The organism is Streptomyces sp. TLI_105 (genome assembly GCF_900105415.1).
GTDB lineage: Bacteria > Actinomycetota > Actinomycetes > Streptomycetales > Streptomycetaceae > Streptomyces.
Map to the genome: position 1 here is coordinate 417,032 of NZ_FNSM01000001.1, position 13,916 is coordinate 430,947.

At 73.1% G+C, this 13,916-nt stretch carries 10 protein-coding genes; 4 read left to right on the forward strand and 6 right to left on the reverse strand.

Features of this window, described 5'->3' with window-relative positions:
- Nucleotides 1–49: 49 nt before the first annotated feature.
- Together BLW86_RS02120 and BLW86_RS02125 are read right to left on the reverse strand one after the other, a co-directional pair.
- Nucleotides 50–1,261, reverse strand: a complete 1,212-nt coding sequence (locus BLW86_RS02120) for a glycosyltransferase (RefSeq protein ID WP_093872412.1) — start codon at nt 1,259–1,261, stop codon at nt 50–52.
- A gap of 55 nt (nt 1,262–1,316) precedes the next feature.
- Nucleotides 1,317–2,252 carry a zinc-binding dehydrogenase gene (locus tag BLW86_RS02125; protein ID WP_093872413.1) on the reverse strand — a complete coding sequence of 312 codons (936 nt, stop codon included), beginning with the start codon at nt 2,250–2,252 and terminating at the stop codon, nt 1,317–1,319.
- Between the two features lie 76 nt (nt 2,253–2,328).
- On the opposite strand from BLW86_RS02125, the gene BLW86_RS02130 reads away from it, so the two are divergent.
- Nucleotides 2,329–2,976 carry a TetR/AcrR family transcriptional regulator gene (locus BLW86_RS02130; RefSeq protein WP_093872414.1) on the forward strand — a complete coding sequence of 216 codons (648 nt, stop codon included), beginning with the start codon at nt 2,329–2,331 and terminating at the stop codon, nt 2,974–2,976.
- Nucleotides 2,977–2,994: 18 nt separating this feature from the next.
- Here BLW86_RS02130 and BLW86_RS42860 read toward each other — a convergent pair whose 3' ends face one another.
- Nucleotides 2,995–3,249 carry a hypothetical protein gene (locus tag BLW86_RS42860; protein ID WP_256341171.1) on the reverse strand — a complete coding sequence of 85 codons (255 nt, stop codon included), beginning with the start codon at nt 3,247–3,249 and terminating at the stop codon, nt 2,995–2,997.
- Here BLW86_RS42860 and BLW86_RS43905 point away from each other — a divergent pair.
- The 3 genes from BLW86_RS43905 to BLW86_RS02150 all read left to right on the forward strand — a co-directional run bounded on the left by BLW86_RS43905 (nt 3,178) and on the right by BLW86_RS02150 (nt 9,627).
- Nucleotides 3,178–3,618, forward strand: a complete 441-nt coding sequence (locus tag BLW86_RS43905) for a 5'-nucleotidase C-terminal domain-containing protein (protein ID WP_371129661.1) — start codon at nt 3,178–3,180, stop codon at nt 3,616–3,618. The two genes, BLW86_RS42860 and BLW86_RS43905, sit on opposite strands and share 72 nt — an antisense overlap.
- 655 nt (nt 3,619–4,273) lie before the next feature.
- Nucleotides 4,274–5,869 carry a hypothetical protein gene (locus BLW86_RS02145; protein WP_093872415.1) on the forward strand — a complete coding sequence of 532 codons (1,596 nt, stop codon included), beginning with the start codon at nt 4,274–4,276 and terminating at the stop codon, nt 5,867–5,869.
- Between the two features lie 392 nt (nt 5,870–6,261).
- Nucleotides 6,262–9,627 (forward strand): S8 family peptidase, encoded by a 3,366-nt coding sequence (locus tag BLW86_RS02150; RefSeq protein WP_371129438.1) that lies wholly within the window; start codon nt 6,262–6,264, stop codon nt 9,625–9,627.
- Between the two features lie 50 nt (nt 9,628–9,677).
- Here the strand turns inward: BLW86_RS02150 and BLW86_RS02155 are convergent, their stop codons facing one another.
- The 3 genes from BLW86_RS02155 to BLW86_RS02165 form a co-directional block, all read right to left on the reverse strand.
- Nucleotides 9,678–10,625, reverse strand: a complete 948-nt coding sequence (locus tag BLW86_RS02155) for a nucleoside hydrolase (RefSeq protein ID WP_093878447.1) — start codon at nt 10,623–10,625, stop codon at nt 9,678–9,680.
- A 170-nt stretch (nt 10,626–10,795) separates the two neighbouring features.
- A complete protein-coding gene (locus BLW86_RS02160) occupies nt 10,796–12,298 on the reverse strand; it encodes an APC family permease (RefSeq protein ID WP_256341172.1) in 1,503 nt (500 codons plus the stop codon).
- 183 nt (nt 12,299–12,481) lie between these two features.
- A complete protein-coding gene (locus BLW86_RS02165) occupies nt 12,482–13,834 on the reverse strand; it encodes an aminotransferase family protein (RefSeq protein ID WP_093872416.1) in 1,353 nt (450 codons plus the stop codon).
- Between the last annotated feature and the right edge of the window lie 82 nt (nt 13,835–13,916).

The following is a 13,916-nucleotide window of genomic DNA, read 5'->3' on the forward strand; positions in this document are numbered from 1 at the left end:
CGCCCGGCCGTGCCCGTGACGCCTCGCGGGCACGGCCGGGGGCTCGGGTTCATCCCCCTTCCGAGCCGATGTGGGCGAGCAGGGCGGCGGCGCCGTCCTCCGCGGCGATCCCGTGGGCGAGTTCGGCCGCGCGGCGACGGTGGGACGGCTCCGACAGACAGGCCGTGATCGCGTCGCCGAGGGCCTCGGCGGTCAGGGCGTCGAACGGCACGGGCCGCGGGGTGACCCCCAGCGCGTGCAGCCGGGCCGACCAGAACGGCTGGTCGTACATGACCGGTACGGCCACGGCGGGTACGCCGGCCCGCAGCCCGGCCGCCGTGGTGCCCGCGCCCGCGTGGTGGACCACGGCGGCGGTGCGCGGGAACAGCCAGTCGTGCGGGACGTCGCCGATGGCGAGGACGTCGTCGCCGCGGCCGCTCAGCCCGGCCCATCCCGCCTGCACCACCGCCCGCACTCCGGCACGCCGTACCGCCGCGGCCACCAGCTCGCCGAGCCGCTCCCCCTGGCCCGCCGCCATGCTGCCGAACCCGATGAACACCGGGGGCGGACCGGCCTGGAGGAAGTCGGTCAGCTCGGCCGGGGGCCGCCAGTGGTCCGGCCGGGCGGGCCACCAGTAGCCCGTGACGTCGACCCCGGACGGCCAGTCCTCGGGGCGGGGCACCACCAGCGGGCTGTAGCCGTGGAAGACCGGCCGGATGTCGCCCGGCGCCGAGGGCGTGCCGGCGGGCAGCCCGAGGCGGTCGCGCAGCCGGGTGACGGCTCCCGCGAAGACCCCGTCGGCGCGCTTGAGCACGTCCCGGCCCGCGGCGAGGTTGCCCTCCGGGCCCAGGTCGTCGGTGCTCCGCGCGTGGGGCAGGGGGAACTCCCGGGTGGCGAACGCCGGTACGAGGTAGGTGCCGACCACGGGGACGCCGAACGCCTCGCCCGCCGTGCGGGCCAGGGGCGCCGGGCCGAAGGGAGTGAGCAGCAGGTCGGCGCCGGCCTCCACGGCCTCCGCCACCCCGTCGGCGAGTCCGTCCGCGTACGCCCTGGTCAAGGCCCGCGCCTCCTCGGGGGAGGCCGCCCGGGCCCAGTCCCGGATCAGCGCCCGCGGGTCTCCCGGCACGATCCGGTGCTCCAGGCCGCATCCGCCGAGGAGCGCGGCGAAGGACGGGTGGGCGGCGACGGCGACCTGATGGCCGGCGTCGAGCAGGCGCCGCCCCAGGCCGGTGAAGGGTGCGACGTCGCCACGGGATCCGGCGGTGATGAACAGAATGCGCATGGTGCGATCTTCCTCCCGGCCGGCGTCGGCGACGATCGCTTCTCAGCTCTTCTTCTCAGCCCTGATCGAAGGTCAGGACCGCCTTGCCGTGGAGGTCTCCGGCGAGCAGGGCGGCGACCGCGTCGGCCGCGTCGGCCCAGTCGCCCCGCCAGGTGATGCCGGGGTCGAGGGTGCCGTCGGCGACGCGGTGGGCGAGCCGGGCGAGGTCGCGGTCGAGGCCGGTGCAGGAGAGCAGGAAGAAGGTCACGACGGACCGGTCGTGCCGCCCCTGGTCGCCGAACAGCGCCCCGAACGGGAAGTCCTCGCCCGTGCCGGCGGAGTGTCCGAGGGCGACCAGCGTGCCGCCCTCGCCGAGGGTGTCGTACGCCTCCACGAGCAGCGGGCCGCCGACCAGGTCGATCACGCCGTCCACCGGCCGGGAGACCTCCTTCGGCGCTCCGACCACCTCGTGCGCCCCGAGGCCGCGCAGGAGTTCGCCGTTCGCGGCCGGGGAACTCGTCGACGCCACGACGTGGGCACCGCCGGCGCGGGCGAGCTGGACGGCGTACCGCCCGACGCCTCCGGTCGCCCCGGTGATCAGGACGTCGCGGCCGAGGAGCGGGCCGAGGCGGTGCAGGGCGCGCAGGGCGCTCGTGCCGGCGACGGGGACGGTGGCGAGGGCGGCCGGGTCGGCTCCGGCGGGGGCGACGCCGATCAGGGCGGTGTCGACGGCACGGAGTTCGGCCCAGGCGCCGTCGGGCATCAGGGTCACCACGGGGGTGCCGGGGGCGGGGCCCGAGCCGTCCGCGGCGGCGCGTTCGACGACTCCGGCGGCGTCCCAGCCGAGGACCGCGCCCTTCGGGGCGGCGCCGAGGCCGAAGGCGATCTCGCCGGGATTGAGCGAGGTCGCGGTCACCCGGACCAGGGCCTGGTGGGGCGCGGGTTCGGGGTCGGGGGCGGTGCCGAGCCGGAGGCCGCCGGGGGCGGAGGGGTCGACGAGAAGCGCGCGCATGCAAGACCTCCAAGATTCTGCCACTGAGTGGCATAAGCCTATAGGTAGCGTTCGCCGCTCCGATACAGTGGTGCCGATGACCGCCGAGACCTCCCCCGCGCTCCCGCTGCGCGAACGCAAGAAGCTGCGCACCCGGCAGACGCTGATCGACACCGCCCTGGAACTGTTCGGTGCCCACGGCTTCGACGGCGTGACGCTGGACGGTCTCTGCGAGGCCGCCGAAGTGTCGAAGCGGACCTTCTTCCGCTACTTCGACAGCAAGGAAGACGTCGCCATGGCTCCCACCCAGGACCTGTGGGCGGCCTTCCTCGACGTCCTGGAGAGCTGCCCGGCCGACGGCCGACGGCTTCTCGCGCTGTTCGAGGACGCCCTCGCCGAGGCCGTCGGCCGGATGCCGGCCGACGGATGGGCCGGGCGCGTCCTGGCCGCGCGCCGACTCGCCGCCCTCACCCCCTCGATGGACGCGCACGGCCTCGCGTTCTGCGACCGCACCACGCGGTCCGCGCTCGCCGTGGTCGAGCGCCGCTTCGCGCTCCCCGGACCCGCCGGGCAGCTGCACGCCCGGCTGGCGCTCGACCTGCTCGTCATCCTGTTCCACCGCGCTCTGGACGCGTGGGCGGCACAGCCGACCGGGCACACGCCCGAGGACCTCGTGCGCCGGCTCCACGCCACCGCCACGGAGCTGCCTCCGGCGCTCGCCGCGACGGCCGGGCCGAGCGCCTGAGCCCCGCCGCCCGTCCGGTCACGACGTGCGCGCGCACGGGGCGTGGTCGACGAGGGCGCTCGCCGCGTTCTCCTGGGCCAGGATGTGTTCCGGGGTGTCGCCGCGCGCCCCGGACATGGAGACCACCGCGCTCGTCCCGCCGTCGGTGACGCCGACGCGCAGGTCGCCGCCGGCCGGGCCCACGGCGCCGACCTGGCCCTGCTGAACCCCGGCGGCATGCGCGCCGATCTCGTCTTCCACGACGGGGGCGCCGTCACGTACGCGGACGCCCACCGGGTCCAGCCCTTCGAGACCTCGCTGTGGGTGCTGCCGGCGACCGGCGCGCAGCTCGTCACCGCGCTTCAGCGGCAGTTCACCGGCGTGAACGCGGACAGCCCGGTGAGGGCACGGAACGCCTCGATGGCGCCCCACGCGTCCCCGTCCTCGCCGCCGAGGGAGTACCAGGTCCGGTGGTCGGGGAGCGGCTCCCGCTGCCAGGCCGACCAGCGCCGTCCGGCATCCGGGTGGGCGCGGTTCCGTAGGCCTCGGTGCGCAGTACGTCCTCGTCGCCGACGTGCGTGGCGGCGAGGAGGTGGCCGCCCGGCTTCAGGGCCCGCGCGAACATGGCGAGGACCTGGGGAAGGACGTCACGCGGGAGGTTGAACGGCGACCACCACCCGAGCACGCCGCCCAGGGACTCGTCCTCGAGGTCGAGTTCGGTGGCGGAGGCCACGTCGAAGCGGCAGTCCGGGTGCAGACGGCGCGCGTTCTCGATCGTGCGCGGGAGAGGTCGACCCCGGACGCGTCGAGTCCGCGCTCGGTGAGGCAGGCCGTCACCGTGCCGGGTCCGCAGCCGACGTCGAGGACGGGTCCGAGCCCGCCCACGGTGTCGGCCAAGGCGTCGATCGGCGCCTTGAGCCACGGGTGGCGGCGGATGTCGCCCATTCCCGTCGTCGTCACCATGTGGGCGTAGCTGTCGGCCACTCGGTCGTAGGACTCACGGACCACGTCGAGATCCGCCGGCCGGTCGATACGGTGCGTACTCATCGACCCATGCCAAGGCCCGCCGCCCAGCGTGCGGATCTTGTGGGGATCGGCGGCAGGTCTTGCACCGACCGGGCGTCGGGCCGTCACATTCCGGCCGTCCGGGCATCCGGACCCGCGTCCCCGCGATCGGCGCCATTCGCCCATTCCTTCATCAATCACCGGTGATTCACGCCGCATTGGCGACAAATCAATCATGGTTGCCTTTCGCTCGGGCGTTCTGGAACCCTCCGTTCAACTTGTCTGACGCATCAACAGACGGAGGTAACCACCCATGCCCTCAAGGCGAATACGTCGCGCCTGGCTCACGACAGCCGTCGCGGCCTCGCTCGCGTTCACCGGCCTCGTGGCTCCGGCCCAGGCCGAGGACGTCCCGGGCGGCTCGGACTCCACGGTTCAGGAGCCCCTCGCCGCCGAGGCCGCTCCCTCTCCGCTCGCGGCCACCGGCTGGACCTCGCCCGGTGGCGCGGCCTCGCCCGGGGACTTCACGATGTCGCCCGGCGCGCTGAACTCCGAGACCGCCTCGCGGGTCGCCCGCCTGGACTCGGTGCTCCCCAAGTCGGGCGTGCAGAACCTCCTGGCCGGGGCCAACCGCACCGTGACTCCGTGGTGTTCCCGCGACCCGTTCGGCACCGCTCCCGATCCCGACATCAAGTACTGCCTGCAGAGCGACGACTCCACCTCGCCCGAGTGGGTCCCGCAGGGATTCACCGGCGTCTCCGACGCCAAGGACGACGAGCTGTGGGGCGAGGCCGGGAACATCCAGCTGTTCGCCTCGTACGACGGCTCGGACCCCGGCCGGGAGACCGACCCGGACCCGGCGACCGGCGACTGCACCGCGGCCGAGCTGGAGGCCGACGACGCCTGCAACCAGAAGGGCGTCCGGATCACCTTCGTGCAGAGCCGGACCAACCCGGCCACCGGCAGCCCCGAGATCAAGTACCGGCACGTCCTGCTGGGCTGGACGTACGTCAACTCGGCCGACCACGTCTCCTTCGACGGACTGCACGCCTCCGAGTACCCGATCCAGAAGGGCGTCCACGCCGGCGGGATCGTCTGGTACGGCAACTACCTGTACGTCGCCGACACCCGGAACGGCCTGCGCGTCTTCGACATGCGCTCCATCATGGACCTGGACCCGGACGGCGACCCGAGCACGCACGACGCGATGGGCGCCGACACCGACGGGGTGAAGACCACCGCCGACGTCCAGGACAAGACGAAGGTCGGCCGGCACGACAACGTCTGGTACAGCTTCGGCTACCGCTACGTGATGCCGCAGGTCGCCGCCTGGAAGTTCAAGGCGACGCAGAGCAACCCCGCGGGTTCCTACGCCTGCGTCTCGACCGGCGCGCCGAAGGCCTCGTACATCTCGCTCGACCGCAGCACCACCCCGGACCGGCTGATCATGGGTGAGTACTGCCGTCCGGAGACCGGCTACCCGTCCACCGGCCGCATCGCCTCGTTCCAGATCGCGGCCCTGGAAGGCCGCACCGCCGACGTGACCTCCGAAGGCTGGGCCAACTACCTGCCGTTGACCAACGGCGGCGCCCAGGGCGCGGCGGTGAACGACGGCACGCTGTACGTGAACGAGTCGAAGGGCACGGACGAGCCGGGCAACCTCTGGCGCTACCACTGGAACGTCGACAAGCAGCTGGTCGCGAACGGCCAGCCCGTCAAGACCGCCCGGGGCGCCGAGGACCTCTACGTCGAGCGCGGCACGGGCCGGTTGTGGTCCCTCTCCGAGCACCGCCCGGGGTCGGCGTCCGACTGCACCGCGAACCGGGACGCCGCCGACCCGGCGGGCACGGACTACTGCCAGCGGGTGCTGTACGGGCACAAGTTGAGCTGGATCGACGGCCGGCCGTAGCCGCGGGAGTCACCCCTGCCGTACCCGGACGGAGAGCCGTTCCTTCCGGGTACGGATACGGCCAAGAGGAGGGACGCGCTCCGAGCTCTCGGGGCCCGGCCTCCGAAAAGGCGGTGGGGACTGCGTTCGCTCGGGGCCGGCGCGTGCCGCTGTCGCGGAAGGATCGTCCCGCCGTCACGCTCTCGTCACACCGTCATCGTCGCCCCATCGCACTCACGGACTTCAGGATGGCCTGAATCCATACGGCTCGACCCTCCTTCCCCGAACCGTCGTTGATCACGTCCGTCCCGCTTCACATACTGCGCTGACCGACGGCGGGCGCCTTGGCACCCCTGGCCGGAACCGACCATCCGACCTCATCCCGAGCTCCTGGGGGAGACTTGCGCGCACATGTGCACAGAGCACGCGCCTTCACCATCGCGACGGCCACATCGGTGGCCCTCGTGGCAGGCATGACCGGCCCCGCGACGGCGACCGTCGCGAACGCGGCGGCCGCACCCGACACCGCCCCGCACCTCGGCGGCACCCAGCGGATCCCGCTCGTCACGGGCGACCGCGTGGTGGTGGACGCCGAGGGCCGGATGGTGGGCTTCGAGTCCGCCGAGGGCCGTGAGCACATACCCGTAGAGGTGCGGCGCACCGGGGACCACACCCTCGTGGTGCCCGCCGACGCGCGGCGCCTGATCGCCACGGGCCGCCTCGACCAGCGGCTCTTCGACCTCGACGTCCTCACCGACCCGCGGCTGCGCGAGAGCCACGGCACCGGGCTCAAGCTGATCGTGCGGTACGCGGGGAGCGCCGGCACCGCCCGCGCCGAGGTGCGCGCGGCCGGCGACACCCAGGTACGGCGCACGTTCCCGACGATCAACGCCGACGCGGTCCGTACGTCCCCGGAGGACGTGGCCCGGGTGTGGGAGGCGCTGACCGACCGTCAGGCCACGGGCGCACGCGTCGCCTCCTCCGGCGTCGCCACGGTGTGGCTGGACGGGGTGCGCGGCGCGAGCCTGGACCGCAGCGTCCGGCAGATCGGCGCCGACAAGGCCTGGGAGTCCGGGTTCGACGGCACGGGCGTGAAGATCGCCGTCCTCGACACCGGCGTCGACAAGACCCACGACGACCTCAGGACGCAGGTCGTCGGCGAGAAGAACTTCTCCGCCTCCGCCGACGCCGTGGACCGCGTCGGACACGGCACGCACGTCGCGTCGATCGCCGTCGGCACCGGCGCCACGTCGGGCGGCCGGTACAAGGGCGTCGCCCCCGGCGCCAAGGTGATCAGCGGAAAGGTCCTCGACGACGAGGGGTACGGGGACGACTCCGCCGTCATCGCGGGCATGGAGTGGGCCGCCGCCGAAGGCGCGGACGTCGTCAACCTCAGCCTCGGCGGGCCCGACAGCCCCGGCGTCGACCCGCTGGAGGCGACGGTCGACCGGCTGTCCGCCGAGAAGGGCATCCTGTTCGCGATCGCCGCGGGCAACGAGGGCGAGTCCGGTGCGTCGTCCGTGGGTTCACCGGGCACCGCGGACGCCGCGCTGACCGTCGGCGCCGTCGACAAGGACGACCGCCTGGCGCCCTTCTCCAGCACCGGGCCGCGCGTCGGTGACGGCGCCGTCAAGCCGGACGTGACCGCCCCCGGCGTCGCCATCACCGCGGCCGCCGCGGCCGGCAGCGCCATCGACACGCGCCCCGGCACGCCGCATCCCGCCCCGGGCTACCTCCAGATCGACGGCACCTCCATGGCAACCCCGCACGTCGCCGGCGCGGCCGCGATCCTGAAGCAGCGGCACCCCGACTGGAAGTCCACCGAGCTCAAGGGCGCGCTGACCGGCTCCGCCGAGGGCGGCGGCTACACGCCCTTCCAGCAGGGCACGGGCCGGATCCGGGTCGACAAGGCGCTCGCCCAGAGCGTCGTCGCCGAACCGGTGGCGCTGAACTTCGGCACCGCGCTCTGGCCGCACGCCGACGACAAGCCCGTCACCCGGAAGGTCGTCTACCGCAACCTCGGGACCGCCGACGTCACCCTCGATCTGTCGGTGTCCGCCCTGGATCCCTCGGGCAAGCCGGCCCCGGCCGGGTTCTTCGCGCTCGACGCCTCGAAGGTGACCGTGCCCGCGGGCGGCACGGCCGAGGTCGGTCTCGTCGCCGACACCAGGATCGGCGACGCCGACGGAAGCTACTCGGCCTATGTCACCGCCACCGGCGCCGGCCAGTCCGTCCGCACGGCCGCCGTGGCCGTCCGGGAGGCCGAGTCGTACGACCTGACGATCCGCACCCTCGGACGCGACGGGGCCGACGCCTCGTACTTCGCCAACACCCTGACGGGTGTCGGCGGGCCGGCCGCGGGCTTCCAGGTCCGCGTCGACAACGAGCCGGGCGCCCACACGATCCGCGTGCCCAAGGGCGCGTACACGCTCAACACGGCCGTCTACCAGGACCCGTCGGACTACACCGCGGGCACCGACTGGATCGCCCAGCCCAAGCTGGACGTCTCCGCCGACACCACGGTCACCGCCGACGCGCGCACCACCAGGCCGGTGGACCTCACCGTGCCCGGCATCGCCACGGCGGACTACGCGGGGACGTACTACGAGCTCGCCACCACCGACGTCGGACGGGTCGGCAACGGCTGGGTCCTGAGGGGCTTCACCGGCTTCCGTACCGCCCACGCGGGTCCGGCCGTCACCGACGGCTCCCTCCTGCAGACCTGGGACGCGCACTTCCTCAAGGACGCCACCAGCCAGTACTCGGTGGCCTTCGGCGGCAGGGCGAGCACGGTCGCGACCGGCTACACCAGGCACGTGAAGGCGAGCGAGCTGGCCACCCTCAAGGTCGGTCTCGGCGCCTCCGCCCCCGGGAAGACCGCGCTCGCCTCCCCGTACGCCCATCTGCCGGGCGCGCCGGAGGGCAACGGCTTCTCCGCGCCGCAGGCGGCGCCGGGCACCCGTACCTTCTACGTCTCCACCGCCGACGGCGCCACGTGGCTCACCCGGTTCAACCAGCTCGGCGAGCCCGACCAGTGGGGCTACCCGGCCTTCGAGGGCGCCTACGAAATGGCCCGGCCGAAGCGCTACGAGGCCGGCCGGACGTACCGGGAGAACTTCAACACCGGCGTCTTCGGCCCGCTCCTGGGCGAGGGAACGGGCGTCTTCCGTACCGCTCCCGACCCGGCCACGGGCGAGGAGCAGCTGGTCGGCGCCGTGCCCCTGTTCTCCGACGGCAAGGGCCACCCGGGGTCGGTCCCGTACGCCTCGGCGAAGTCGACGCTGTACCGCGACGGCGTCAAGGTCGCCGAGAACGACGACCCGCTGAGCGGCTCGCAGCCCTTCACGGTCGACGCCGCGGACGCCGAGTACCGGCTGACGACCTCCGTGGAACGCCCGGCGAAGGCCGCCGCGGCCTCCCCGCGGATCGAGGCCGGCTTCACGTTCCGTTCGAAGCGGGTCGCGGCCACCACGGCGCTGCCGGTGTCCACGGTCCGCTTCGCGGCCCCCGTCGACCTCGCCTCGCGCCTCCCGGCCCGCACGACGGTCCTGGTCCCCGTGACCGTGCAGGGCGCGGCCGCCGGGACGAACCTCAAGTCGCTCACCGTGTCCGTGAGCTACGACGACGGGAAGACCTGGCAGCCCGTGAAGGTCGTGGGCGGCGTGATCTCCGTGAAGAGCCCGGCGAAGGACAGCGGCGTCTCGCTCTCCGCCGAGGTCACGGACAAGCAGGGCAACACGTCGACGCTGACCGTCCACCACGCGTGGTTCGGCAAGTGACCCGGTTCGTCTGATGTGGCGGCACCACCTCCGGTGGTGCCGCCACATCGTCATGAGGGCCGGCCGAGGACGCGCACGGCCTCCACGATCAGGTCCCAGAACGCGTCCGTGTCGACCTCCATGCCGACCTCGGTGTCGGCGGGCCGGTCCGTCACCCCGTGCAGGTCCACCACCGTCGCGCCCCGGGTGTGCGTGCCGTTCAGCTCGACCGTCACCGCTGCCCGCACCAGGCTGACCAGCGACGGGTTGATGAGGTGGGCGACGGTGAGCGGATCGTGCAGCGGGGGCGCGTCGAAGCCGTACACCTCGCGGTACGTGGACGCGAAGTAGGTGAGCAGGTCGACGCAGAGCCCGCTCAGCGGGGTCCCGAGCGCGGCGATCCGGGCGACGACCTCGGCGGTGGCCCGCACCTGGTGGGTCGCGTTGAGGCCGAACATCGTCACCGGCAGACCGCTGCGGAAGACGATGTCCGCGGCTTCCGGATCACACAGGACGTTGAACTCGGCGGCGGGCGTGGTGTTGCCGCGTCCCGTCGAGCCGCCCATGAGCACGATCCGCTCGACGCGCGCGGCCAGTTCGGGGTGGGCGAGCAGGAAGACCGCGATGTTGGTGAGCGGCCCGGTCGGTACGAGCGTCACCGGCGCCGGGTGCGCCAGCAGGGTGTCCCGGATGAGGGTGAGGGCGTCGCGCGGGTCCTGGGGCACCTCCGGTTCGCCCTCGCCGAAGCCGGGTCCGTCCAGGCCGGAGTCGCCGTGGATGTTCTCGGCGATCCGGGGCGGTCCGTGCAGCGGGCGGTCGCGGCCCGCCGCGATCGGTACGCCCCTGATCCCGGCCACGGAGCAGATCCGGCGGGCGTTGAGCGTGGTCTTCTCCAGTGTCTGGTTGCCCGCGACGGTGGTGATCGCGAGCAGTTCGATCGCGGGGTGGGCGGCGGCCAGCAGGATGTTGAAGGCGTCGTCGTGACCGGGATCGCAGTCGAGAATCACGGGAACCGGCATGTCCTCACCGTCCCACACGCGGCCGGTGAGGCGAAGGACCTCGGCCCGTTCCGGACGGAGCACGGGATCTTCCGACGCCGGGCGCGACGCCGGGCGCGACGCCGGGCGCGACGCCGGGCGCGGGTGCGGCCGACGGGACGGTCGTCCCGTCGGCCGCACCCGGACGCGCCCTAGGCTTCCGCCTCGGCCACGGCGGCCGGTTCCGGGGCCTCCCGTCGGGCGATCAGCAGGCCGAGGGCTCCGACCAGGAGCAGGACGGCGACCGTGCCGAGGGTGAACGCCTCGAACGCCCCTCGGGACATGCCCCAGACGTCGTCGAAGGCGTACTCGACGCCGAAGAGCGCTTCCAGGGTCCCGGGGAAGAGGGCGCACCAGGAGCCGACGAGGATCCAGGCGTAGACCAGCGCCGCGCAGCCCATGAAACCGCGGTGGCCGAAGGGGACGCGGTAGGGCCGTACGACGTCGGGTCGGCGCAGGCGGAGCAGGACGAGGGCGGGGACGATGACGAGGTAGGACAGCAGCAGGGTGGTGACGGCCACGGTGAGGACCACGGCGAACACGGCGCCCGCGTCGCCCTCGGCGACCCGCATCGCCACGATCATGAACACGGTCGCCACCGCTCCGGAGAGCAGGTTGGTCCGCACGGGCGTGCCGAGCCGGGGGTGGAAGGCGCCGAGCGCGCGGCTGAAGGAGCCGCCGTCGGCGGCGGCCATCGCCTGCATGCGGTCGCTGACGATCATCCACGCGCTGCCCTGGGTGAGGAGGGCGAAGACGAACATGACGGCGGTGAGCGTCAGGAGCGGGCCGGCCGCGTCGCCGTAGATGCCGAAGACGAGGCGGGCGCCTTCCATGAAACCGCCGATGCCGGTGACCTGGTGGGCGGGGACGACGGCGAGCAGCGCGAGGACCGGCAGCAGGTAGCAGCAGGCGGCGACGGTCGCGGAGCGGCCGAGTGCGGCGGGCACGTCGCGCTGCGGATCGTGCATCTCCTCGCCGGCGGCGTTGGGGGCCTCGAAGCCGACGTAGGCGAAGAGCAGGATCGGCACGAGGGCGAGGAATCCGGCCGTGGTCGGGGTGAAGTGGGCGTCGGTGAGGCCGTGGAAGCCGTGTTCGAGGCCGTAGAGCAGCGCGGTGAGGGTGAACACCGCGAGGGTGAGGACCTTCACCGCCGCGCCGAGGGTGGTGATCCACTTGCCGCGGCGCAGGGAGACGACGGCGGTGAGGATCGCGGTCCAGACGAACAGCAGCTTGAACACGTAGTCGGCGACGGTCCCCGAGCCCAGGTGGAAGACGAAGCCGTCCCAGGTCTCGGCGGCGAGGAAGACCAGGGAGCCGCCCAGCCAGATCGGGTTGGTCACCCAGTAGAACAGGACGGTGAGCGCGGCCGCGGCTCGGCCCAGGGTGAGCTTGACCCAGACGTACGGGCCGCCCTCCTGCGGGAACGCGGCGCCGGTCTCGGCGAACAGCAGGGCGTACGGGACGAGGAAGAAGAGCGCGAGGGCCGCCGTCCAGGTGGCGGCCTCGCCGCCGCCGGTGGCGATCTGCCCGACGGTGTCGAAGGAGATGACGGCGGCGATGGCCAGGGCGGTGATGTCGAGGCGCTTCAGGCTGCGCCGCAGGCCGGTCGTGGTGTGGGGAGGGCGCGGGTCGGCGGAGGAGAGTGGGGAGGACACGGGCAGTTCCTAGCGGGGAGAGGGGTACTGCGAGCAGGCGCGCGCGGGCGCGGTGACGGCGTGGCGTCCGTGTCGGGGAGGCCCGGCGGGGCACCGGGCCTCCCTGGAGGGGCAGGGCCTGTCGGACCGTTCGCGTCGGACCAGGCCGGGCGGCCGGACCCGACGGGAAGGGGCTGACACGCCCTAGGCGGGGCGGATCTCGCCGGTGGGTTCGGTGCGCTCCAGGACGCCGCGCAGCGCGGTGGCCACTTCCTTAGCCTCGGTCTCGGTCATGACGAGCGGCGGGGAGAGGACCAGGCTGTGGGCGGAGTCGCGGACGATCACGCCGGCTTCGCGGCGGATGACGTCGTGGGGCATGCGGTCCGGGTCGAGGGGCAGGGGGGCGCGGGTGGCGCGGTCCTGGACCAGCTCGACGGCCAGCATCATGCCGACGGAGCGGATCTCGCCGACGATCGGCAGGTCGCCCAGCTGTGCCTTGAGTTCGTCGTGGAGGAAGGAGCCCAGGCCGGTGGCGCGGGCGAGCAGTCCTTCCCTCTCGATGATGTCGAGGTTGGCGGTGGCGACGGCGGTGGCGACGGGGTGGCCGTTGTAGGTGTAGCCCATGGGGAATCCGTGGTCGCGCAGGAGCACCTCGGCGAGGTGGTCGCCGACCAGGAGGGCGCCGAGGGGGACGTAGCCGGAGGTGATGCCCTTGGCGGTGACGATGATGTCGGGGGTGACGTCGAAGTACTGGGCGGCGAACCACTCGCCGACGCGGCCGTACGCGGTGACGACCTCGTCGAAGATCAGCAGGATGCCGTGCCGGTCGAGGACCTCCCGCACCCGGGGCCAGTAGTCGGCCGGCGGGACGAGCATGCCGCCGACGCCCATGATGGGCTCGCCGATCATGGCGGCGATGTTCTTCGGGCCGATCTCGGCGATGCGCTCCTCGAGTTCACGGATGAGGAAGTCGGTCGGGTCCTGGCCGTCGTAGAGGTCGCTGCGGTACGGCCACGGGGGCGTGAGGTGGGAGACGTGCGGCATCATCGGCGCGAAGCCCTCGTGGTACAGGGGGAATCCGGTCGCCGAGCCGCCGCCGTACCCGATGCCGTGGTAGGCCTTGCTGCGCGCCAGGATCCACGTCCGGCTGGCCTCGCCGCGCCGGTGGTGGTAGTAGCGGGCCATCTTGATGGCCGCCTCGTTGCCCTCGGAGCCGCCGGAGGTGAAGTAGACGTGGTTGAGCGGCTCGGGGGCGATGTCGGCGAGGCGGGCGGCGAGTTCGATGGCCCGCTCGTTGGAGAACTCCCAGAAGCTGGTGAAGTACTCCAGCTTCTTCATCTGCTCGTGGGCGACGTCGGCGACCTCCGTGCGGCCGTGGCCGATCTGGGCGAGCCAGAGGCCTCCGGTGGCGTCGAGGTAGTCGCGGCCCTCGGTGTCGGTGAGGCGGCAGCCGGAGCCGGAGGCCATGACGACGCGCTCGGTGGCGCTGCCCGGCAGGTAGGGGTGGATGATGTGCGCCCGGTCGAGGCGGACGAGTTCTGCGGTGTCGGTGGTCATGGTGGTGAGTCCCTTGCTCGGGTGACGGTGACGGTGTCGGTATCGGTTCAGGTGCTGTGCCTGCGGCTTCTCGGTCGCCGGC

Excerpts from the sequence above, each read along its gene's own strand:
- BLW86_RS02120 (WP_093872412.1), bottom strand. The coding sequence starts at position 1,261 with ATGCGCATTCTGTTCATCACCGCCGGATCCCGTGGCGACGTCGCACCC.
- BLW86_RS02125 (WP_093872413.1), bottom strand. The coding sequence starts at position 2,252 with ATGCGCGCGCTTCTCGTCGACCCCTCCGCCCCCGGCGGCCTCCGGCTC.
- BLW86_RS02130 (WP_093872414.1), top strand. The coding sequence starts at position 2,329 with ATGACCGCCGAGACCTCCCCCGCGCTCCCGCTGCGCGAACGCAAGAAG.
- BLW86_RS02145 (WP_093872415.1), top strand. The coding sequence starts at position 4,274 with ATGCCCTCAAGGCGAATACGTCGCGCCTGGCTCACGACAGCCGTCGCG.
- BLW86_RS02155 (WP_093878447.1), bottom strand. The coding sequence starts at position 10,625 with ATGCCGGTTCCCGTGATTCTCGACTGCGATCCCGGTCACGACGACGCC.
- BLW86_RS02165 (WP_093872416.1), bottom strand. The coding sequence starts at position 13,834 with ATGACCACCGACACCGCAGAACTCGTCCGCCTCGACCGGGCGCACATC.